The organism is Inquilinus limosus DSM 16000 (genome assembly GCF_000423185.1).
Taxonomy (GTDB): Bacteria; Pseudomonadota; Alphaproteobacteria; order DSM-16000; family Inquilinaceae; genus Inquilinus; species Inquilinus limosus.
In genome coordinates, this window is record NZ_AUHM01000002.1 from 84,890 (window position 1) to 106,139 (window position 21,250).

Here is a 21,250-nt window from a genome sequence, read left to right on the forward strand (position 1 = left end):
GGCGATCTGGTTTCGAACGACTATATAGGCCAAAGAAGGGCGGTTTCATGGTGCCGGAGATTCGATGACCCGGGGGTTCGCAGTTCTGATCGCCGCAGCGCTCGGCCTCGCCGCCCTGGCCCGGTCCGGCGCGGCCGAGGCCGCGGCCACGCCGTGGCAGGAAGCCAAGGGCGCGTCGGCGCGGCTGGTCACGGCGGTCGACGGCACCGGAGGGCTGGCGGAGATCCCGGCCGGGCTGCACATCCGGCTGGACTCGCACTGGAAGACCTATTGGCGCTCCCCCGGCGATGCCGGGCTGCCGCCGGCGCTGGACTGGAGCGGTTCGAACAATCTCGGCACCCCGACGCTGGCCTATCCGGCGCCGCACCGGTTCCAGCTGTTCGGCCTCGAGACCTATGGCTACGAGACCGAGGTGGTGTTCCCGCTGACCCTGCCGGTGGCGCAGGCCGGCCAGCCGCAGCACCTGTCCCTGGCCGCGACCGTGCTGGTGTGCAGCGACATCTGCATCCCGGCCAGTTTCTCCTTCACCCTCGACCTGCCGGCCGGGGCGGCGACGCCCGACCCGGACTCGGCCAATCTGATCAACCGCTACGCCAACGCCGTGCCGGGCGACGGCAGTGCCGCCGGCCTCGCCATCGGCCCGGTCGCGGCGACCGAAAAGGGGCTGCGGGTCGAGGCGACGGCGCGCGAACCCTTCGAGGCGCCCGACATCTTCGTCGAGGGCGCGCCGGGCGACGCCTTCGCCGCACCGCGCATCGCCACCAGCGAGGGCGGCCGCCGGCTGGTCGCCGAGATCGACCGGATCCAGGCCGCCGACCCGCCGTCCGCGCTGGCCGGCAGCCCGGTCACCCTGACCCTGGTCGACGGGCCGCGCAGCGTCGAGGCGAAGGCGACGGTCGGGCCGGCGGTCGCCATGGCGCCGGATGCCGGCGCCTGGCTGGGCATCCTGGGCGTGGCCCTGCTGGGCGGGCTGATCCTGAACCTGATGCCCTGCGTGCTGCCCGTGCTGTCGCTGAAGCTGCTGTCGATCGTCAAGCTGGGGGGCGTCGAGGCCGGCGGGCGGATGCCGCGGCGGCAGCGGTTGGGCCTGCTGGCCACCGCCGCCGGCATCGTCGTGTCCTTCCTGGCGCTGGCGGCCGGGGCGATCGGACTGAAGGCGGCCGGCGCATCGGTCGGCTGGGGCATCCAGTTCCAGGAGCCGGTGTTCCTGGCGGCGATGGCCGTCATCGTCACCCTGTTCGGCTGCAACCTGCTGGGGCTGTTCGAGGTGACGCTGCCCGGCCGCGCCATGGACGCCGCGGCCCGGGCCAGCGGCACCGGCCGGCCGGAGAAGAGCGGCCTCGCCGGCCCGTTCCTGACCGGCGCCTTCGCCACGCTGCTGGCCACCCCCTGCTCCGCCCCCTTCGTCGGCACCGCGCTGGGCTTCGCCCTGTCGCGCGGCCCGGCCGAGATCGGCGCCATCTTCGCCGCGCTCGGCCTCGGCATGGCCCTGCCCTATCTGTTGATCGCCGCGGTGCCGGGCCTGGCCCGGCTGCTGCCGCGCCCCGGCCGCTGGATGGTCTGGCTGAAGGCCCTGCTCGGCATCGCCCTGTTCGGCACGGCCGCGTGGCTGCTCTCGATCCTCGCCGTGCAGGTGCCGCCGGCCGCGGCCGCGGCGGTGGCGGTCGTCCTGGTGGCGATCGGCCTGGTCCTGTGGCTGCGGCGGCGCGGCGGGACGGCGGTCCGCCGGATCGGCGCCGCGGCCGCCGTCGGCCTGGCCCTGGCCGCGGTGCTGCTGCCGCTGCGCTTCGACCGCTCCGACGCGGCGACGCCGCAGGCCGCCTCGGCCATTCCCTGGACCCGATTCGAGCGGGCCGCGATCCCCGGCCTGGTGCGCGAGGGCAAGGTGGTGTTCGTCGACGTCACCGCCGACTGGTGCCTGACCTGCAAGGTCAACAAGCTGCTGGTGATCGACCGAGACCCGGTGGCGGCCGTGCTGGGCGAGGCCGGAGTGGTGCCGATGCTGGCCGACTGGACCAATCCGGACCAGGCCATCGCCGATTACCTTGCGGCGCATGGCCGCTACGGCATACCGTTCAACGCCGTGTACGGGCCGGGGGCGCCGGACGGGATCCTGCTGCCGGAGCTGCTGAGCACCGAGACGGTTCTGGACGCCCTTGCCAAAGCGCGCGGCGCGAGTTCGTAACCGTCCGGCCGCTGCGGGCCGGCCTCACACAATCTGGCGGAGAGGACCCCATGACGATCAAGGTTGGCGACCGCATCCCGTCGGTCACGCTGAAGTACCTCGGCAAGGAGGGCATGGCCGAGATCAAGACCGACGACCTGTTCAAGGGCAAGACCGTGGCCCTGTTCGCGGTGCCGGGCGCCTTCACCCCGACCTGCTCGGCCAAGCACCTGCCGAGCTTCACCGGCAACGCCGAGGCGCTGAAGGCCAAGGGCGTCGACCAGATCGTCTGCCTGGCGGTGAACGATCCCTTCGTGATGAAGGCCTGGGCCGACAGGAACGAGGTCGGCGAGACCGTCTTCATGCTGCCGGACGGCAACGCCACCCTGACCAAGGCGCTGGGGCTGGAGATGGACGGGTCGGGCTACGGCCTGGGCACCCGGTCGCAGCGCTTCGCCCTGATCGCCAAGGACGGCGTCGTCACCCATCTCGCGGTCGAGAAGCCGGGCGCCTTCGAGGTGTCGAGCGGCGAGGCCATCCTGGCGGCGCTCTAGCCGCTTTCCCCTGCTGTCATCGCCGGGCTTGACCCGGCGATCCAGGGGCCAGCCAGAGCTGGTATCGATATTCCTGGATGCCTGGGTCAAGCCGGGCATCCACGAAAGGAGACCGGCAGACCTCTACGCCGCCTCCGTCTCGGTCGTGATCCGCACGCCGAACTGCTCGAACCGCGCGATCGCCGCCTCCGGCGCGACCAGGGTCTCGGGCAGAGCCAGCCCGCCGGCCGGCAACGGCAGGCCGTCCAAGCCGAGGACGCGCTCGGCGGCGACCAGCGTGCCCAGGGCGGTCATATGGTCCACCCCCTTCGGGTCCGACACCAGGATCCGCCGCCGGGCTGCCCGCCCCGACCGCAGCCCCCCTTCGATCTCGATCACGCCGTCATGCGAGGCGCGGCCGCCGGCCCGGGTGCCGATCGAGTCGCCCTCGCCGAAATCGAAGCGGATGTCGGGGGCGCCGGTGATCGCCGCCAGGCTGGGCACGTCGAGCGCGGCCAGGGGCTGCACCGTCGCCTGATGCCCTTCGGCCAGGCGCAGGGCGCGGCCGTGGTCGCCCGCATCGACCCAGCCCCATTGCCCGCCGCGGCGCAGCAGGGCGCGGCCGGAGAAGGAGGCGGCGTCGGCGGCGCTCATCGGCCCGACCGCGTCCGCCGCATCGTAGAGGGCGGCCGTGGCGACGGCGTCGACCCGGGCGAAGTCCTCGATCGCCTGCCGCGCCACGAGGATCAGCACCCCGGCCGCCCAGTGGCCCGCCAGCACGATCGGCCGCCGCGGCGGCGCGTGCAGCGCCGCGAACACCGCCGGGCCGGTCTCCTCCACCACCTTGGTGATGCCGATATGGGCCGCGCCCTGCGCCATGGCCGCGTGGATCAGCGCATCGCCACGGTCCTGCAGCGCCGCCACGATCAGGTCGACCGGACCGAGACCGGCCAGGGCCGCCGCCGGGTCGGCGACGTCGAGCCGCAGCGTCCTCGCCCCGATCTCGCTCGCCAGGGCCGCACCGGACTCCGGCGTTCGCCCCGCCAGGATGATGTCGAGATCCGGCCCCAGCCGGCGCAGATACCGGGCGACCGTGCCGCCGACCGCGCCGTAACCGCCGGCGATCAGGACTCGCTGGACCATGACCTTCCCTTCCCCAAGCCGCCAGCAGGGCATGGCGGCGTTGTTACGAATGGTAAGTTACCACTCGTAATATGGAGAGAGGATGGTCCGGGTCAAGCCTCCGCTGGCGCCAGGCCGCGGCCGAATTCGCGGAGGCCGCGGCGGGCCAGTTCGTCGACTCGCTCGTTCTCGGCATGGCCGGCATGGCCGCGGGTCCATTCCCAGCGCACTTTGTGCGGCGCCATGGCGGCGTCGAGCCGCTGCCACAGATCGACATTCTTCACCGGCTTGCGGTCGGCGGTGACCCAGCCGCGGGACTTCCAGTTCCTGATCCACTGGGTGATGCCGTTGCGGACATACTGGCTGTCGGTGGTCAGCACCGCCTCGACCGGGCGCTTCATCGCCTCCAGCGCCTGGATCGCCGCCATCAGCTCCATCCGGTTGTTGGTGGTCAGCGTCTCGCCGCCATAGAGCTCGCGCTCGATCTCGCCCATGCGCAGCAGCACGCCCCAGCCGCCGGGGCCGGGATTGCCGCTGCAGGCGCCGTCGGTGAAGATCTCGACCTTCGGCAGCTTCATGGCGGGTTTCGCCACCTTCTTCGCGGGGGTGTCGGTCACGGGTCGATCCCATAGGCGGCCACGCTCGTGACCTGCTGGTGGAAGCGCAGCTTGCGCCAGTATTCGAGCGGGTCCTTCGGCCGGACGAAGGCGCCCGGCGGGTGGTTCAGCCAGTCGTACAGACGGGTCAGCAGGAAGCGCAGTGCGTTGCCGCGGGCCAGGATCGGCAGCGCCGCGACCTCGGCCGGTGACAGCGGCCGCTCGGCCCGGTAGCCGGACAGGAGCGCCCGCGCCTTGGTGACGTTGAAGGCGCCGTCCGGCTCGAAGCACCAGGCGTTGAGGCAGATCGACAGGTCGTAGGCCAGCATGTCGGTGCAGGCGAAGTAGAAGTCGATCAGCCCGGACAGGCGGCCGTCGCGGAAGAACACGTTGTCCGGGAACAGGTCGGCATGGATCAGCCCGACCGGCAGGTCGGTCGGCCAATGCGCCTCGAGGAAAGCAAGCTCGCGGGTGATGCCTTCGGCCAGGCCCGGCGCGACGGTGTCGGCCCGGTCGGCGCAATCCGCCACCAGCCGGCGCCAGCCATCGAGCGACAGGTTGTTCGGCCGCGTCATCGGGAAATCGGCCCCGGCCTCGTGCATCCGGGCCAGCGCCGGGCCGAGGGCCTGGCAATGCCAGGGCTGGATCCGCTTCGGCCACAGCCCGTCGAGGAAGGTGACGATCACCGCCGGCCGGCCGGCGAGGCGGCGCAGCGCCTGCCCGTCGCGGGCGGGGACCGGCTGCGGGCATTCGATGCCGCGCGCCGCCAGATGCTGCATCAGCCCGAGGAAGAAGGGCAGGTCGGCCTCGGCCACCCGCTTCTCGTAGAGGGTGAGGATATGCGGCCCGGCCGTGGTCACCAGCAGGTAGTTCGAGTTCTCGACCCCTTCGGCGATGCCCTTGAGCGACAGGACGGAGCCGATGTCGTACTGCGCCACGAAGGCGGCGACATCCTCGTCGGTGACTTCGGTGTAGACGGCCATGGACACCCGGTGGAAGCGGCAGCGCCCGCTTTCATAGAGCGGGAAGGGCCGGCTTGTCGAAGGGAGAGACGCGGCCGCGCCCGGCACCCCGGTGCGACCGCGTCCCGGCGATCAGGTCGGCCGCTTCCGCCTACCGCCCCCGCCCGCTGCCATGGCCGCCGCCGTGGTCGCCTCCACGGCCGCCACCGAACCCTCCGCCGCGGTCGTGGCCACGCTCTCCATGGTCGGGCCCGATCTCGCCCGGATGCGTGTTGCGGTCGGCGCCGTTCTCGCCGTGATCGAAGGACGGCGCCGACGAGTCCTGAGTATCGGACGCATCCGCCTGCGCCATCTGCGGCGGGAGCGGAGTGTGCTCGGACTGCAGTCCCGTGCGGGCGAAGGCCGGCCCGGCGGCAACCGTTCCGAGCATGAGCAGAGCCACGAACCCCGCGGGGCGGGGATGCCTGAGCAGAACCATGACTGTTCCTCTTCGACCGTATCCGGCGTCGCCTCAGCGCGACATGCCGGATCACATTGCGTGGTCTTCGTGAGAGTCCTGCGGAATGTCGGCGATTTGAGGTCCGCCGCGATCGCGGTGGCACCGTGCGATTCCGCACTGCAACACATGGTCAGGAATGGCGCCGGCGGAACTCCGCTTACGGCGATTTAATCAGCGGAACATCTTCAAAAAATAATCATCCAATTCTGTACTTCACAATACTGCGACATCCTGTCTCCCAATACGAATCCAGTATTGACCACTCAAAATCCGCAAAGACATCCTGAGACATACGCGCAAGAATTCAATCGGCGCGCCGGCACCGATCCACGATCAGCCCCGCCTTCCCCTCGGGACACACATCGGATCGGCCCGAGCAATCGGGAGGAAACGTCCATCCGCGGGCGTCGCAGTCATCCAGGCTGCGGCGCCCGAGCCTCTCTTGTTTGCCCGCTGGAGAGACACAGATGCCCCTTGTCGCCCGCCGGACGGTGCTGCGGATCGGCACCCCGATCGCTCTCGTGATGGTCTGCGCCGCCGTGCTGGCAGGCCGCGAGCTGCGCGGCGCTGCCGCCTCGGCCGCGCCCCCGGCCGCGCCGCCTCCCGCCGTGCCGGTCGAGGCCGCGGCGGCCCGGCGCAGCGACGTGCCCGTCTATCTGACCGGCCTCGGCACCGTCCAGGCGCTGAACACGGTGACGGTGAAGAGCCGGGTCGACGGTCAGCTGCAGACGGTCTCCTTCCAGGAAGGCCAGCATGTCACCGCCGGCCAGACGCTGGCGCAGATCGACCCGCGGCCGTTCCAGGCGGCGCTGGACCAGGCCAAGGCGACCAAGGCCAAGGACGAGGCGCAGCTGGCCAACGCCCAGCTCGACCTGCAGCGCTTCGAGAACCTGCACCAGTACGCGACGGCGCAGAGCGTCGACACGCAGAAGGCGCTGATCGCGCAGCTGCAGGCCCAGATCGAGGGCGACCAGGCCGCGATCGACAATGCCGCGACGCAGCTGAGCTACACCACCATCACCTCGCCGCTGAACGGCCGCACCGGCATCCGCCTGGTCGACCAGGGCAACATCATCCACGCCACCGACACCGGCGGCCTGGTGGTGATCACCCAGCTGCATCCGATCTCGGTGATCTTCACCCTGCCGGAGGAGGACCTGCCGGACATCCAGGCAGCGATGGCCAAGGGCCCGCTCACGGTCTTCGCCGACACCCGCGGCGACGACAAGCCGCTGGACCAGGGCATGCTGCAGCTGGTCGACAACCAGATCGACCAGGCCACCGGCACGATCCGGCTGAAGGCGACCTTCCCGAACAAGGGCAACCAGCTGTGGCCCGGCCAGTTCGTCGACGTCCGGCTGCTGCTGCGGACCGAGCAGAATGTGGTCACCGTGCCCACCACCGCGATCCAGCGCGGGCCCGACGGCCTCTATGTCTACGCGGTGAAGCCGGACGCCACGGTCGAGCTGCGGCCGGTCGGCATCGGCCAGATCACCGACGGCACCGCCGTGGTCGAGACCGGCCTCGACGCCGGCACCAGCGTCGTCACCGCCGGCCAGTACCGGCTGCAGCCGGGCACCCGGGTGCAGACCCGCGAGGCCGCCACCCCCAGCCAGCCGGGCGCCTGACCATGAGCATCTCGGCCCCCTTCATCCGCAAGCCGATCGCCACCTCGCTGCTCATGGCCGGGGTGCTGCTGGTCGGCCTCGTCGCCTATCCGCTGCTGCCGGTGGCGCCGCTGCCGCAGGTCGACTTCCCGACCATCCAGGTCTCGGTCCAGCTGCCCGGCGCCGACCCCACCACCATGGCCTCGTCGGTGACGGCGCCGCTGGAACGGCAGTTCGCCGAGATCCCAGGCGTGTCGCAGATGACCTCCAGCAGCACGCTCGGCAACAGCTCGATCACCCTGCAGTTCGACCTCGACCGCAACATCGACGCGGCGGCCGGGGACGTGCAGACCGCGATCAACGCCGCGGGCGGCCAGCTGCCGAAGGACCTGCCGTCGCCGCCGACCTACCGCAAGGTCAACCCGGCCGACGCCCCGATCCTGGTGATCGCGGCCCATTCCGACACGCTGCCGCTGACCACGGTCGACGACTATGCCGAGAACGTGCTGAGCCAGAACATCAGTCAGGTGCCGGGCGTCGCCCAGGTCACCATCGGCGGCCAGCAGAAGCCGGCGGTGCGGGTGCAGGTCGATCCGCAGAAGCTGGCGGCGCTGGGCATCGGGCTGGAGGATGTGCGCGGCGTCATCGCCGACGCCACCGCCGACAGCCCAAAGGGCAGCATCGACGGCGCGACGCGGACTTTCACCATCTACGACAACGACCAGGAGCTGAAGGCGGAGCCCTGGAACGACGTCATCATCGCCTACAAGAACGGCGCGCCGGTGCGCGTCCGCGACATCGGCCAGGCGGTGGAAGGGCCGGAGAACACCAAGCTGGCCGCCTGGGCCGGCGGCCGGCGTGCCGTGCTGCTGATCGTGTTCAAGCAGCCCGGCGCCAACGTCATCGACGTGGTCGACCATGTCAAATCGCTGCTGCCGCAGCTGCAGGCGGCGATCCCGCCGGCGGTCAAGGTCGACATCCTGAGCGACCGCACCACCACGATCCGCGCCTCGGTCGCCGACGTGCAGTTCACGCTGGCGCTGACCATCGCCCTGGTGGTGATGGTGATCTTCGTGTTCCTGCGCAACTTCTGGGCCACGGCGATCCCGAGCGTGACCGTGCCGCTGGCGCTGGTCGGCACCTTCGCGCTGATGTACGCGTTCGGCTACAGCCTGGACAACCTGTCGCTGATGGGCCTCAGCATCGCGGTCGGTTTCGTCGTCGACGACGCCATCGTCATGCTGGAGAACATCCACCGCCACATCGAGGAGGGGCTGTCGCCGGTGCAGGCGGCGCTGAAAGGCGCCGGCGAGATCGGCTTCACCATCTTCTCCATCAGCCTGTCGCTGGTCGCCGTGTTCATCCCGCTGCTGCTGATGGGCGGCATCGTCGGCCGGGTGTTCCGCGAATTCGCCATCACGGTGACGATGACCATCCTGGTCTCGGCGATCGTCTCGCTGACCCTGACCCCGGTGATGTGCTCGAAGTTCATGAAGCATGACACCGGCAGGCACGGGCGCCTCTACCGGCTGTCGGAGCGGGGCTTCGACCTGCTGCTGGCGGGCTACCGCCGGTCGCTCGACGTCGCGCTGAAGCACCGCCGCGTCACGCTGGCGGTCTTCCTCGCGACCATCGCCGTCACCGCCTACCTCTTCGTCATCATCCCGAAGGGCTTCTTCCCGCAGCAGGACACCGGCCTGATCCTCGGCACCTCGGAGGCGGCGCAGGACATCTCCTTCGCCGAGATGAGCCGCAAGCAGGAGGAGCTGGGCAGGATCGTCGCCGCCGACCCGGATGTCGCCACCGTCGCCATGGCGCTGGGCGCCGGCGGCGGGCAGACGCTGAACAACGGCCGCCTGTTCATCACCCTGAAGCCGCGCGACGAACGCCAGGCCTCGGCCAGCGAAATCATCGACCGGCTGCGGCCGCTTCTGGCCAAGGTCGAAGGCGCGGCGCTGTTCCTGCAGCCGGCCCAGGACATCAACATCGGCGGCCGGCCGACCCGGACGCTGTACCAGTACACGCTGCAGGACGCGAATATCGACGAGCTGAACCAGTGGGCGCCCAAGGTCTACGACAAGCTGCGGACGCTGCCGCAGCTGCGCGACGTCGCCACCGACGAGCAGACCGGCGGCACCACCCTGACGCTGGACATCGACCGCGACGCCGCCGCCCGTTACGGCATCCAGCCGCAGCTGATCGACGACACCCTCTACGACGCCTTCGGCCAGCGCCAGGTGGCGCAGTACTTCACCCAGGTGAACAGCTACCATGTGGTGATGGAGGTGCTGCCCCAGCTGCAGGACAAGCCCTCGGCGATCGAGCGGATCTACATCAAGTCGCCGCTGACCGGGGAGCAGGTGCCGATCAGCGCCCTGGCGCACTGGACCACCCGGCCGACCGCCTTCCTGTCGATCAACCACCAGGGCCAGTTCCCGGCGGTGACGCTGAGCTTCAACCTGGCGCCGGGCGTGGCGCTGGGCGACACGGTGACGGCGATCCAGCAGGCCGAGCGGGAGATGGGGGTGCCGGCTTCGCTGACCGGCACCTTCCAGGGCAACGCCCAGGCCTTCCAGTCCTCGCTGGCCAGCGAGCCCTATCTGGTCGCGGCCGCGCTGATCGTCATCTACATCATCCTCGGCGTGCTGTATGAGAGCTACATCCACCCGCTGACGATCCTGTCGACCCTGCCCTCGGCCGGCGCCGGCGCCCTCGTCATGCTGATGCTGTTCGGCTTCGACTTCAGCGTCATCGCGCTGATCGGCGTCATCCTCTTGATCGGCATCGTCAAGAAGAACGGCATCATGATGGTCGACTTCGCCATCCAGGCGGAGCGCGACCAGGGGCTGACGCCGTTCGAGGCGATCCGCCAGGCCTGCCTGCTGCGCTTCCGCCCGATCATGATGACGACGATGGCGGCGCTGCTGGGTGGGCTGCCGCTGATGCTGGGCTCCGGCACCGGGTCGGAGCTGCGGCAGCCGCTGGGCTACGCCATGGTCGGCGGCCTGCTGCTGAGCCAGGCCCTGACCCTGTACACGACGCCGGTCGTCTACCTGTATCTCGACAAGCTCAGGGTGTGGCTGGCCAGCCGCCGCAAGCAGGACGGCGCGATGCCGCCGCACCTGGCCGCCGAGGCCGCGCCGTCGGCGGGGGAGTGAGCCGCGTCACCCTTTCGGCGGATAGGCGTGACGGGCGCCGTTCGGGTCCTCGACGGTCCAGCCTTCGGCGTCGGAGCCGGCGAGGTAGTCGGGCCCGATCGGCACCTTGCCGCGGCCGCCGGGGATGTCGAGGACATAAGTCGGCTGGGCCAGGCCCGAGAGCCGGCCGCGCAGCGCCTTCATGATCCGCCGCCCGTCCTCGATCCCGGTGCGGAACTGCGCCGTGCCGGGGGCGAGGTCGCCATGATGCAGGTAGTAAGGCTTGATCCGCAGCCGCACGAAGTCGCGGAACAGCTGCTCCAGCACCGCCGGATCGTCGTTGACGCCGCGCAGCAGCACGGTCTGGGACACCAGCGCCACGCCGGCATCGGCCAGGCGCCGGATCGCGTCCCGCGCCGCGGGCGTCAGCTCGCGCGGATGGTTGCTGTGGATGGCGAGCCAGACGGCGCTGTCCTGCGCCTTGAGGCCCGCCACCAGCTCCGGCGTCACCCGCTCCGGCTCCACCACCGGCACCCGGCTGTGCAGCCGGACCACGCCGAGATGCGGGACGGCGTCGAGTCGGGCCACCACCTCGGCCAGGCGGCGCGGCGCCAGCATCAGCGGGTCGCCGCCGGTCAGGATCGCCTCCCACACCTGCGGCCGGGCGCGGATGTAGTCGATCGCGGCCGCGAGATCGGCCTCGCCCATCGCCTCGCCCCCCGGCCCGACCATCTCGCGCCGGAAGCAGAAGCGGCAATAGACCGGGCAGGCGTGCAGCAGCTTCAGCAGCACCCGGTCCGGATAGCGGTGGACAAGGCCCGGGATCGGGCTGTGCGCGCCGTCACCGATCGGGTCGACCAGCTCCTCCGGCCGCGTCTCCAGCTCCGCCGCGCCGGGCACGAACTGGCGCGCGATCGGGTCGGCCGGATCGGCCGGATCGACCAGATCCGCCATCGCCGGGGTGACCGCGACGGCGTAGCGCGACGCGACGGCGCGCAGCTCGTCGAGCCGCTCGGGGCCTGCCAGGCCCGCCTCGACCAATGCCTCGGGGGTCCGCAGGCGCTGCGGACTGAGGTGTCCGTCTCTCGGCATGATCTCAGACCGCGTTCAGCTCGCGCGGCAGCTTGAAGGTGATGGTCTCGACAGTCACCGGCTCCGACTGGATGGTGACGGCGTAGCGCTCGTGCAGCGCCTTCATCACCTCCTCGACCAGCACCTCGGGCGCCGAAGCGCCGGCGGTGATGCCGAGGGTGGAGATGCCGTCGAACCAGGACCAGTCGAGCTCCGCGGCGCGCTGCACCAGCATCGCCTTGGCGCAGCCGGCGCGGCGCGCCACCTCGACCAGCCGCACGGAATTCGAGGAGTTCGGGGCGCCGATCACCAGCACCGCGTCGCAATGCGGGGCGATCAGCTTGATCGCCTCCTGCCGGTTGGTGGTGGCGTAGCAGATGTCCTGCTTGTTCGGCGCCGAGATGGTGGGGAACTTCGCCTTCAACGCGTCGACGATCTCGACCGTGTCGTCGAGCGACAGCGTCGTCTGGGTGGCGAAGGCGAGGTTGTCAGGGTCTTCGACCTCCAGCGCCGCCACATCCTCCACCGACTCGACCAGCCGCACCGCGCCCGGCGGCAGCTGGCCCATGGTGCCGATCACCTCCGGGTGGCCGGCATGGCCGATCAGAATCACGGTGTGGCCGGTGCGGTGGTGCCGTTCGGCCTCGCGGTGCACCTTGCTGACCAGCGGGCAGGTGGCGTCGAGATACAGCAGCTTGCGCCGCTCCGCTTCCGCCGGCACCGATTTCGGCACGCCATGGGCGGAGAACACGACCGGTGCATCGTCCGGCACCTCGTCCAGCTCCTCGACGAAGATCGCGCCCTTGGCCTCCAACGCCTCGACCACGAAGCGGTTGTGCACGATCTCGTGCCGGACATAAACGGGGGCGCCGTACTTCTCGATCGCGCGCTCGACGATCTGGATCGCGCGGTCGACGCCGGCGCAGAACCCGCGCGGCGAGGCCAGCATCACCGTCAAGGGCGGCCGCGCGTCCCGCGTGCCCGCGCCTGCGCTTGTGCCAGCCTGTGCCATTTCCTATGGTCCTGAACCCGTTGTTGAAGGAGAGGGCGATGCCCGCCGAACTGTTGCGCCGCGACCCTAATATAGGTGCTCTCTCAAAAAAAGCGCGGTACGGCGTCTCAGGGCGACTCCGGTCCGGGGGCTCCGTCCTCCTGCTGCTCGGCCTAGCAGCCTGCGGTGGCGACAATGCGGCGCAGCAGGCCGGGCTGCGCTGCCCGCAGATCGTCATTCCGCAGGATGCCGCGGTCTATGACCTGGTGCGCAACAACAGCACCAACCCGAAGGATGTGCTGGTCGAGGCCCGGATCACCAACACCCGGGGCGACTGCACCTATGGCGACAACGCCGTGACCATGAACGTCAATGTCGAGTTCACCGCCTGGCGCGGCCCGGCCGCCTGGCTGGAGAAGGACGTCCCGGTCCAGTACTTCGTCGCCGTCACCGACGCCCAGGACCGGATCCTGAACAAGGCCAACTTCGACGTGAAGATCCCCGTGCCGCGGCTGCAGGTCACCCCGCGCGAGACCATCCAGGAGCCGCTGGAGCAGGTGATCCCCGTCTCCAGCCCGGCGGAGGGCGGCTCGTACAAGGTCATGATCGGCTTCCAGCTGACGCCGCAGCAGCTCGAGTTCAACAAGCATCGCAACGACCCGCGGACGCCCGGCGCCGCCGCCCAGGCCGCCGGCCGCCGCACCATCGCCCCGGTGGTGCCCGACCCGCGCGACCCGAGCACGAGCGGCCCGCCGCAATGACGAGTGACGGAAGCAGGCCCGTAGTCGTCGCGGATTGACTTTTTCGGCGCGACGGACGAGTGTCCGCCTGCGCATTGATACGGCCTACGACCCTGGCGGGAGAGACCGGAACCGCATGACCGCGGGACCGGCGCCGAAGGAGCAAACGCCCCGGAAACTCTCAGGCCAAAGGACCGTCAGGGTAAGGCACTCTGGAGAGCAGGCAGCGGCGCGCGCCGCAGCCTCACCGATGGGGTAAGCCGGACAGAGTTCCCGGCGATTCTCTCAGGTCCCAGACAGAGGGGGTGGCGCGCGAGGATGGCCTCGCACGCCCACCTTTTGTCGAGAGGACCGGACCCGTGACCGATACCCCCCTGCAGCGTACCCCGCTCTTCGACCTGCATGTCGAGCTCGGCGCCAAGCTGGTCCCCTTCGCTGGCTACGAGATGCCGGTGCAGTACCCGGCCGGCATCCTCAAGGAGCATCTGCACACCAGGGCCGAGGCCGGGCTGTTCGACGTCAGCCATATGGGCCAGGCCTGGCTGGAGGCCGAGCCGGGCGAGGATGTCGCCGCGCTGATCGAGACGCTGGTCCCGGGCGATATCGCCGGGCTGGCGCCGGGCCGGATCCGCTATTCGCTGCTGCTGAACGACGAGGGCGGCATCCTCGACGATCTGATGATCACGCGCAGCCCCGATCCGACGCTGCTGTTCCTCGTGGTCAACGCCGCCTGCAAGGACGCCGATTTCGCGCATATCGCGACGAAGCTGGCCGGCCGAGCCCGCCTGGTCCGGCTCGACGACCGTGCCCTGATCGCGCTGCAGGGCCCGAAAGCGGCGGAGGTGCTGGCCCGCCACGCCTTCGGCGCCGACGACCTGGCCTTCATGGAATCCGGCTCCTTCGCCCTCGACCGGGTCGAATGCCTGATCAGCCGGTCCGGCTACACCGGCGAGGACGGGTTCGAGATCTCCGCTCCGGCCGAGGAGGCCGAGCGCATCGCCCGCTTCCTGCTGTCGGAGCCGGAGGTGGCCCCGATCGGCCTCGGCGCCCGCGATTCGCTGCGGCTGGAGGCCGGCCTGTGCCTCTACGGCCACGACATCGACACGACGACCACCCCGGTCGAGGCCGGTCTGTCCTGGACCATCGGCAAGCGCCGCCGCGCCGAGGGCGGCTTCCCCGGCGCCGACCGCATCCTGAAGCAGCTGGCCGAGGGCCCGGCGCGCAAGCGGGTCGGCTTGAAGCCCGAAGGCCGCGCCCCGGCGCGGGAAGGCACGCCCATCCTCTCCTCCGACGGGCGCGAGATCGGCCGCGTCACCTCGGGCGGCTTCGGCCCGACGGTCGGCGGCCCGGTCGCCATGGGCTATGTCGAGGCCGGCTTCGCCGCCGCCGGCACGCCCGTCTCCCTCCTCATCCGCGACAAGGCGCATCCGGCCGTGGTGGCCGCAGTGCCCTTCGTCGCCCCGAACTTCCACCGCTGATCGAACAGGGACGCCAGCAGCATGAGCACGCTTCGCTACACCAAGGACCATGAGTGGATCCGCGTCGAAGGCGACACGGCCACGGTCGGCATCACCGCCTATGCGCAGGAGCAGCTGGGCGACGTCGTCTTCGTCGAGCTGCCCGAGATCGGCAAGCAGCTGACCGCCGGCGGCGAGGCCGCGGTGGTCGAGTCGGTCAAGGCGGCGAGCGAGGTCTACGCCCCGGTGGCCGGCGAGGTGGTCGCGGTCAACCAGGCGCTGGTCGACAGCCCGGCCCTGGTCAACAGCGACCCAACCGGCGAGGGCTGGTTCATGAAGATCAAGCTGGCCGACGCCGCCGCGGTCGACGCGCTGCTCGACCAGGCCGCCTATGACGCCTATGTCGAGGGCCTGCACTGATGCGTTACCTGCCCCTGACCGAGGCCGACCGCCGCGAGATGGTCGCTGCGATCGGCGCCGGCTCGGTCGACGATCTGTTCCGCGACGTGCCGCAGAGCGCGCGGCTGCCGGGCCCCTTGAAGGAGCTGCCGCCGCACCAGGGCGAGCTGGAGGTCGAGCGCGCCCTGGGCGCCATGGCGGCGAAGAACGTGCCGGCCGGCTCGGTGCCGTTCTTCTGCGGCGCCGGCGCCTATCGCCACCACGTCCCCGCCACCGTCGACTACCTGATCCAGCGCGGCGAGTTCCTGACCAGCTACACGCCGTACCAGCCCGAGGTCACCCAGGGCACGCTGCAGTACCTGTTCGAGTTCCAGACCCAGGTCGCCCTGCTGACCGGGATGGAGGTCGCCAACGCCTCGATGTATGACGGCTCCACCGCCTGCGCCGAGGCGATCATGATGGCGAACCGGGTCACCCGGCGCAGCCGTGCGGTGATCTCCGGCGGGTTGCACCCGCAGTACCGCGACGTCTGCCGCACCCATGCCGACTTCACGGGCTTCACCCTGGACGAGGCGGTGCCCAACCCGGATGGGGTCGAGGACCTGGCCGGCCGGATCGACGACACGACCTCCTGCGTCGTGGTCCAGAACCCGTCGGTGTTCGGCCATGTGCACGACCTGTCGGCCCTGGCCGAGGCCTGCCACGCCAAGGGCGCCCTTCTGGTCGTGGCGGTGACCGAGGTGGTGTCGCTCGGCCTCCTCACCCCGCCGGGCGAGATGGGCGCCGACATCGTGGTCTGCGAGGGCCAGTCGCTGGGCAATGCGCTGAACTTCGGCGGCCCCTATGTCGGCCTGTTCGCGACGCGCGAGAAGTTCCTCCGCCAGATGCCGGGCCGGCTGTGCGGCCAGACCGTCGACGCCGAGGGCAAGCGCGGCTATGTGCTGACGCTGTCGACCCGGGAGCAGCACATCCGGCGCGAGAAGGCGACCAGCAACATCTGCACCAACAGCGGCCTCTGCGCCCTGGCCTTCACCATCCACCTGTCCCTCCTGGGCGAGGCCGGATTCACCAGGCTGGCGCGGATCAACCACGCCAAGGCCGTGACCCTGGCGGAGAAGCTGGCCAAGGTGCCCGGCGTCGCGGTGCTGAACCAGAGCTTCTTCAACGAGATCACGGTGAAGCTGCCGAAGCCGGCGGAGCCGGTGATCGACGTGCTGGCCAAGCGCGGGATCCTGGGCGGCGTGCCGGTCAGCCGGATCTACGCCAACCGCCCGGCCTTCGCCGACCTGCTGCTGGTGGCGGCGACCGAGACCAACACCGAGGCCGATATCGACGCGCTCTGCGCCGGCCTGTCGGAGGTGCTGTGATGACCCAGGTTGACACCTTCACCGGCAACCGCGGCCTCGACATCGAGGAGAAGCTGATCTTCGAGCAGGACACGCCCGGCCAGTCCGGCGTCGACCTGCCGGAGCCCGCGACCGACACGCTGCGGCTGGGGTCGGTCAAGCCGCGCGCCCGGGTCGGCCTGCCCGGCCTGGCCGAGCCGACGGTGATGCGCCACTACACCCGCCTGTCGCGGATGAACATGGCGATCGACACCGCCCTCTACCCGCTCGGCTCCTGCACCATGAAGCACAATCCGCGGCTGAACGAGCGGATGGCGCGGCTGCCGGGCTTCGCCGACATCCACCCGCTGCAGCCGGTTTCGACCGTGCAGGGCGCGCTGGAGCTGATCGACACGCTGGCGCATTGGCTGAAGACCCTGACCAACATGCCGGCCGTGGCCCTGTCCCCGGCCGCGGGCGCGCATGGCGAGCTGTGCGGCATGATGGCGATCCGCGCCGCCCAGGAGGCCCGCGGCGAGGGCCACCGCACCCGCGTGCTGGTGCCGGAATCGGCGCATGGCACCAATCCGGCGACGGCGGCGGCGATCGGCTACGCCGTCGACGCCATCCCGGCGACGGCGGACGGGCATGTCGACCTCGCCGCGCTGAAGGCCAAGCTGGGGCCGGACGTGGCGGCGATCATGCTGACCAACCCGAACACCTGCGGCCTGTTCGAGCGCGACATCGTCGAGATCGCGCGGGTGGTGCACGAGGCCGGCGCCTTCTTCTACTGCGACGGCGCCAACTTCAACGCCATCGTCGGCCGGGTGCGCCCGGGCGACCTCGGCGTCGACGCCATGCACATCAACCTGCACAAGACCTTCTCCACCCCGCATGGCGGCGGCGGCCCGGGCTCCGGCCCGGTGGTGCTGTCGGCCGCGCTCGCGCCCTACGCCCCGATCTCGGCCGTGGTGCATGATGCCAACGGCTTCCGCGTGGCCGAGCACAAAGGCCGCGACGGCGCGCCGGAGCACAGCTTCGGCCGGCTGAAGGCGTTCCACGGTCAGATGGGCATGTTCGTTCGCGCGCTCGCCTACATGATGAGCCACGGCGCCGACGGGCTGTGGCAGGTGGCGAGCGACGCGGTGCTGAACGCCAACTACGTGCAGGCCCGTCTCAAGGATGTGCTGACCCCGGCCTTCGACAACGGCTACTGCATGCACGAGGCGCTGTTCGACGACCGGGCGCTGAAGGACACGGGCGTGACCACGCTCGACATCGCCAAGGCGATGATCGACGAGGGCTTCCACCCGATGACCATGTACTTCCCGCTGGTCGTGCACGGCGCCATGCTGATCGAGCCGACCGAGACCGAGAGCAAGGCGACGCTGGACCAGTTCATCGGCACCATGCGGTCGCTGGTCGAGAAGGCCAAGGCAGGACAGGCGGAGTGGTTCAAGGGCGCGCCCTACCACGCTCCGCGCCGGCGTCTGGACGAGACCGCCGCGGCCCGCAAGCCGGTGCTGCGCTGGACGCCCGACGCCCCGCTGGCCCAGGCGGCGGAGTAGTGCCAGTGGCGCCCGTCCTCGCGGAGGGGCGCCACTGGCTCCGGTCAGGGCTCCGGCACGACGATCCGGTCGCCGACGGCATAGAGAAAGCAGCCCGGCGCGCGCTGGCGGCAATAGGACAGGACGGCGGCGGCCGCTTCCTGCTGCGTGCGGTAGCCCGAGTTCCAGGCCCAGGACTTGCTGCCGTCGGTGGCAAAGGCCTTCTCGTAGCTCGAGCTGGCGAGATAGCGGGTGAAGCTCTTCTGGCCGTCCTCGGACAGGGAGGGCGGCGCCGGCAGCTTCACGGTCTCGGCCTTGACCAGCTCGGTCGAGGGAAGCCCGCGGGCGGCAAGGAACTCGCTGACGCGCGGCCACCACAGGGTCGGCGGTGCCGACGCCATGATGAAGTGGCCGTTGTCGCCTGAGGCGGGGGTCACGAACAACTCCCCGGCGCCTCCGGCGGCCTGATATCGGGAGAACATCTCCCGGGCCAGCGCCGGCGAAAACTCCTTGTCGTTCTCGGCATAGATCCACAGCACCGGCGTCCGCGCCGTCTGCCCGAAGCCGCTCGCGGCCTCCAGCAGACTCTCCTTGCCACAGACATTCACCCACGAGGCGCCGCGACCGCCGGCGAAGTCGAGCACGGCCTGCACGCCCGGCGGGTTCGTCGCGGCCGCCGCGAGCACGGCCCAGCCGCCGGTCGAGGAGCCGAGCAGAACCGCCTTGTCCGGCGATGCCCAGGGCTGGCGGCGCACCGCGTCCAGCGCCGCCAGCAGGTCCGTGCGGGCGATCTCTCCCGCACGCTGGTGCTGGGGATTGTCGCAGGATGTGCCGGTGATCAGGTCCCGCCCGGTCGAATTGCCGTAGCCCCGCCGCAGCACCATGACGGCGGCATAGCCGCGGCGCGCGAAGTCGATGGCTGTGCCGGAATAGCGGTTGGCCGTGAGACCGCGATTGTAGGCCCCCTCCGACGTGCCGTGCGTGATCAGCGCGACCGGATAGCGGCCGGGCGCGCTGGGCCGCGTGACGAAGGCCTCGAGCGTCTCCCTATCCCCGTCCGGCATCGTCACCTCGAGCGGCAATGGCTGCCGCACTAGGCCCGGCAGTTGCTGGTTGCTGCCGCCGATCGCGACCATCTGCGGGCTGCTGGTCTGGCAGGCAGCCAGCAGCAACCCAGCCGCGGCGATCAGCGCGCGGCGCCAAGCGACCCTGCCCGATGACTTGGGCCGCGACGCCAGGGCGCGCAACATCCCGGCCGGAACGGCCGGCAATCCGTGCATGATGTGACTCTCCCCGCTCCGATCGAGATCGCCGCGCGGGGTTCCTCCCCGGCTGTCGACGCCCCGTCGATTGTTGCCCCCGATTTCCGCATCGATGCCCCGCCCGCCGGCTTCAGCCGACGGCGAGGACACAAGGAGAAAGTCTTATGGATGAGGCCAACGGCCGGCAAGCGGGACCGCAGCCGGAGGATCCGGAAAAGGCTTCTGGCCGGCGTCGCCGTGAAATCTTACCGCCAGCGTAAAACGGTCTTCCAACCGCCATACCGTCGCGGCATCATCGCCTCGCACCAGCTGGTGCAACACACGCCTGAGGGGGCGAGATGGGGGTACGATGGCACGCAAGGCCGTGACGAGTTCTCAGGCGCAGGCCATCGGCCCCTATTCGCATGGCGTGGTGGGGCGCAGCGATCTCCTCTTCCTCTCCGGCCAGACCCCGATCGACCCCGCAACTGGCCGCCTGGTCGAGGGCGACATCACCGCCCAGACCGAGCGGTGCCTGGCCAATCTGAGCCATGTGCTCAAGGCGGCGGACCTGACCTTCGACGCGGTGGTGAAGGTCAACGTGTTCCTGACCGACATGGACGACTTCGCGGCCATGAACGCGGTCTATGAGCGCCATTTCCGGCCACCCTACCCGGCCCGCTCGACCATCGGCGTCGCCGCCCTGCCGCTCGGCGCCCGGGTCGAGATCGAGATGGTCGCGGCGATGCCGCGGGAGTGACCGGCGTCCGGCGCTACTGCAGATATCCCCAGCGCTCCACCGCCGGCTCGGCCGAGGACCACTTCCAGGTCTCGCCCTGGCGGCAGATGGTGCCGATGTAGATCCCGCGGGTTGCCTTGGCGCCCTCGCCCTCCTCGACCGTGACCAGGATCTCCTTGCAGGTGGCGAGCGGCGTCTCGATCAGCCGGGTGACCTGCACCGCGCCGTTCTCGTCGGCATAGCCGAAGGGCAGGTCGTGCTCGACCCGCCACAGCTGGGTCTCGCCCGGCTGCATCCGGCCGGCGACGCCGGCGATCACGTCCTGCTCGTCCTTGTGCAGATCCCGCATCACGGATTTCACCCCCGCCGCGACCGCGGCCCGAGTGCCCATGCCGACGCTGTAGCCGACCACCGGATTGGCCGTGATGGCTCCGACCGTGCCGCCGGTGGCGATGCCGCTGACATCCGCGACCATGCTGCAGCCGGCGAGCGGCATCAGCACGGGCAGCAGGCGCAGGAGCCGCAAGAGACGGCGCCGCCGCCCCCTCACTGCAGCGAACCCCACCGCTCCGTGGCCGGCTCGGCCGAGGCCCATTTCCAGGTCTCGCCGTTCTGGCAAATGACGGCGACGTAGAAGGCGCGGTCCTTCTCGCCCTCGACCGAGAACACGATCTCCTTGCAGGCGAGCGGCGGCGCGCCGATCAGCCGGCTGACCGTGACCTCGCCCTGGGCGTCGGCCTCGATCGGCACGTCGTGCGCGATGTCCCAGCGCGCCACTTGGCCGATGGCCAGCGGGCCGGCGACGGCGGCGATCCGGTCCTGCTCGGCCTGATGCACCTTGCGCTCGCCGTACTGCAGCCCGGCGCTGGCGGCGGAGCGGACGCCGAGACCGATGCCGGTCGCCACCAGCGCGTTGTCGGTGACCGCCGTGGCCGCGGCCGCGCCGCCGACGCCGGCAAGATCCGCTGTTCCCTCATGCAGCAGGGAGCTGCAGCCGGCGAGCGTCGAGGCCGAAACCATAAGGAGAGCAGCAATAGAGAATCTGCACGTTCTGGTGGGCATCGCACCGTCTTGGGCCGCGGTCTTCGGGGGGCGGCCCGAATTGCGAATCACCGTAACA

At 70.4% G+C, this 21,250-nt stretch carries 19 protein-coding genes and 2 riboswitches; of the genes, 10 read left to right on the top strand and 9 right to left on the bottom strand.

The window, feature by feature from the left end; genetic code table 11:
• Nucleotides 1–64 precede the first annotated feature (64 nt).
• The gene (locus G537_RS0104335; RefSeq protein ID WP_026869046.1) at nucleotides 65–2,185 is read left to right on the top strand and encodes a protein-disulfide reductase DsbD family protein; all 2,121 of its coding nucleotides are present in this window, start codon (nucleotides 65–67) and stop codon (nucleotides 2,183–2,185) included.
• Between the two features lie 50 nt (nucleotides 2,186–2,235).
• The gene (locus tag G537_RS0104340; protein ID WP_026869047.1) at nucleotides 2,236–2,718 is read left to right on the top strand and encodes a peroxiredoxin; all 483 of its coding nucleotides are present in this window, start codon (nucleotides 2,236–2,238) and stop codon (nucleotides 2,716–2,718) included.
• A 123-nt stretch (nucleotides 2,719–2,841) separates the two neighbouring features.
• On the opposite strand, the gene G537_RS0104345 is transcribed toward G537_RS0104340, so the two are convergent.
• The 4 genes from G537_RS0104345 to G537_RS0104360 all read right to left on the bottom strand — a co-directional run bounded on the left by G537_RS0104345 (nucleotide 2,842) and on the right by G537_RS0104360 (nucleotide 5,855).
• On the bottom strand, nucleotides 2,842–3,840 hold the full coding sequence (locus tag G537_RS0104345) for a saccharopine dehydrogenase NADP-binding domain-containing protein (protein WP_026869048.1): 999 nt from the start codon (nucleotides 3,838–3,840) through the stop codon (nucleotides 2,842–2,844).
• 92 nt (nucleotides 3,841–3,932) lie between these two features.
• Complete coding sequence (rnhA, locus tag G537_RS0104350) at nucleotides 3,933–4,397, bottom strand: ribonuclease HI (protein ID WP_211230312.1); 465 nt, start codon at nucleotides 4,395–4,397, stop codon at nucleotides 3,933–3,935.
• Between the two features lie 35 nt (nucleotides 4,398–4,432).
• Nucleotides 4,433–5,398 (bottom strand): homoserine kinase, encoded by a 966-nt coding sequence (locus G537_RS0104355; RefSeq protein WP_026869050.1) that lies wholly within the window; start codon nucleotides 5,396–5,398, stop codon nucleotides 4,433–4,435.
• A gap of 130 nt (nucleotides 5,399–5,528) precedes the next feature.
• Nucleotides 5,529–5,855 (bottom strand): hypothetical protein, encoded by a 327-nt coding sequence (locus G537_RS0104360; protein WP_026869051.1) that lies wholly within the window; start codon nucleotides 5,853–5,855, stop codon nucleotides 5,529–5,531.
• 488 nt (nucleotides 5,856–6,343) lie between these two features.
• Here G537_RS0104360 and G537_RS0104365 point away from each other — a divergent pair, with 488 nt between their 5' ends.
• Both G537_RS0104365 and G537_RS36445 read left to right on the top strand, forming a co-directional pair.
• The gene (locus G537_RS0104365) at nucleotides 6,344–7,504 is read left to right on the top strand and encodes an efflux RND transporter periplasmic adaptor subunit (RefSeq protein WP_026869052.1); all 1,161 of its coding nucleotides are present in this window, start codon (nucleotides 6,344–6,346) and stop codon (nucleotides 7,502–7,504) included.
• Nucleotides 7,505–7,506: 2 nt separating this feature from the next.
• A complete protein-coding gene (locus tag G537_RS36445) occupies nucleotides 7,507–10,641 on the top strand; it encodes a multidrug efflux RND transporter permease subunit (protein WP_034850632.1) in 3,135 nt (1,044 codons plus the stop codon).
• 6 nt (nucleotides 10,642–10,647) lie between these two features.
• Here G537_RS36445 and G537_RS0104375 read toward each other — a convergent pair whose 3' ends face one another.
• A complete protein-coding gene (locus tag G537_RS0104375; RefSeq protein ID WP_026869053.1) occupies nucleotides 10,648–11,712 on the bottom strand; it encodes a lysine-2,3-aminomutase-like protein in 1,065 nt (354 codons plus the stop codon).
• Between the two features lie 4 nt (nucleotides 11,713–11,716).
• Nucleotides 11,717–12,703 (bottom strand): 4-hydroxy-3-methylbut-2-enyl diphosphate reductase, encoded by a 987-nt coding sequence (gene ispH / locus G537_RS0104380; protein ID WP_051247875.1) that lies wholly within the window; start codon nucleotides 12,701–12,703, stop codon nucleotides 11,717–11,719.
• 38 nt (nucleotides 12,704–12,741) lie between these two features.
• On the opposite strand from ispH, the gene G537_RS0104385 reads away from it, so the two are divergent.
• The 5 genes from G537_RS0104385 to gcvPB all read left to right on the top strand — a co-directional run bounded on the left by G537_RS0104385 (nucleotide 12,742) and on the right by gcvPB (nucleotide 18,171).
• Nucleotides 12,742–13,443 (top strand): hypothetical protein, encoded by a 702-nt coding sequence (locus G537_RS0104385; protein WP_155888497.1) that lies wholly within the window; start codon nucleotides 12,742–12,744, stop codon nucleotides 13,441–13,443.
• 86 nt (nucleotides 13,444–13,529) lie between these two features.
• A riboswitch (glycine riboswitch) is annotated at nucleotides 13,530–13,629 on the top strand.
• A gap of 1 nt (nucleotide 13,630) precedes the next feature.
• Nucleotides 13,631–13,726, top strand: a riboswitch (glycine riboswitch).
• 55 nt (nucleotides 13,727–13,781) lie between these two features.
• Nucleotides 13,782–14,900, top strand: a complete 1,119-nt coding sequence (gene gcvT / locus G537_RS0104390) for a glycine cleavage system aminomethyltransferase GcvT (protein ID WP_026869056.1) — start codon at nucleotides 13,782–13,784, stop codon at nucleotides 14,898–14,900.
• A gap of 21 nt (nucleotides 14,901–14,921) precedes the next feature.
• Nucleotides 14,922–15,299 carry a glycine cleavage system protein GcvH gene (gene gcvH, locus G537_RS0104395; RefSeq protein ID WP_026869057.1) on the top strand — a complete coding sequence of 126 codons (378 nt, stop codon included), beginning with the start codon at nucleotides 14,922–14,924 and terminating at the stop codon, nucleotides 15,297–15,299.
• Complete coding sequence (gene gcvPA / locus G537_RS0104400) at nucleotides 15,299–16,645, top strand: aminomethyl-transferring glycine dehydrogenase subunit GcvPA (protein ID WP_026869058.1); 1,347 nt, start codon at nucleotides 15,299–15,301, stop codon at nucleotides 16,643–16,645. Before gcvH ends, gcvPA begins: the two co-directional genes overlap by 1 nt.
• Nucleotides 16,645–18,171, top strand: coding sequence for an aminomethyl-transferring glycine dehydrogenase subunit GcvPB (gene gcvPB / locus G537_RS0104405; RefSeq protein ID WP_051247877.1), 1,527 nt, complete (start codon nucleotides 16,645–16,647; stop codon nucleotides 18,169–18,171). Before gcvPA ends, gcvPB begins: the two co-directional genes overlap by 1 nt.
• 44 nt (nucleotides 18,172–18,215) lie before the next feature.
• Here gcvPB and G537_RS0104410 read toward each other — a convergent pair whose 3' ends face one another.
• On the bottom strand, nucleotides 18,216–19,562 hold the full coding sequence (locus G537_RS0104410) for an alpha/beta hydrolase family protein (RefSeq protein WP_155888498.1): 1,347 nt from the start codon (nucleotides 19,560–19,562) through the stop codon (nucleotides 18,216–18,218).
• Nucleotides 19,563–19,761: 199 nt separating this feature from the next.
• Here G537_RS0104410 and G537_RS0104415 point away from each other — a divergent pair, with 199 nt between their 5' ends.
• Complete coding sequence (locus G537_RS0104415; protein ID WP_026869060.1) at nucleotides 19,762–20,151, top strand: RidA family protein; 390 nt, start codon at nucleotides 19,762–19,764, stop codon at nucleotides 20,149–20,151.
• 13 nt (nucleotides 20,152–20,164) lie between these two features.
• Here G537_RS0104415 and G537_RS0104420 read toward each other — a convergent pair whose 3' ends face one another.
• Both G537_RS0104420 and G537_RS0104425 read right to left on the bottom strand, forming a co-directional pair.
• Entirely contained in the window at nucleotides 20,165–20,656 is a 492-nt protein-coding gene (locus G537_RS0104420; RefSeq protein ID WP_051247881.1) for a hypothetical protein, read from the bottom strand.
• A gap of 20 nt (nucleotides 20,657–20,676) precedes the next feature.
• The gene (locus G537_RS0104425) at nucleotides 20,677–21,150 is read right to left on the bottom strand and encodes a hypothetical protein (RefSeq protein WP_245578918.1); all 474 of its coding nucleotides are present in this window, start codon (nucleotides 21,148–21,150) and stop codon (nucleotides 20,677–20,679) included.
• Nucleotides 21,151–21,250: the final 100 nt, after the last annotated feature.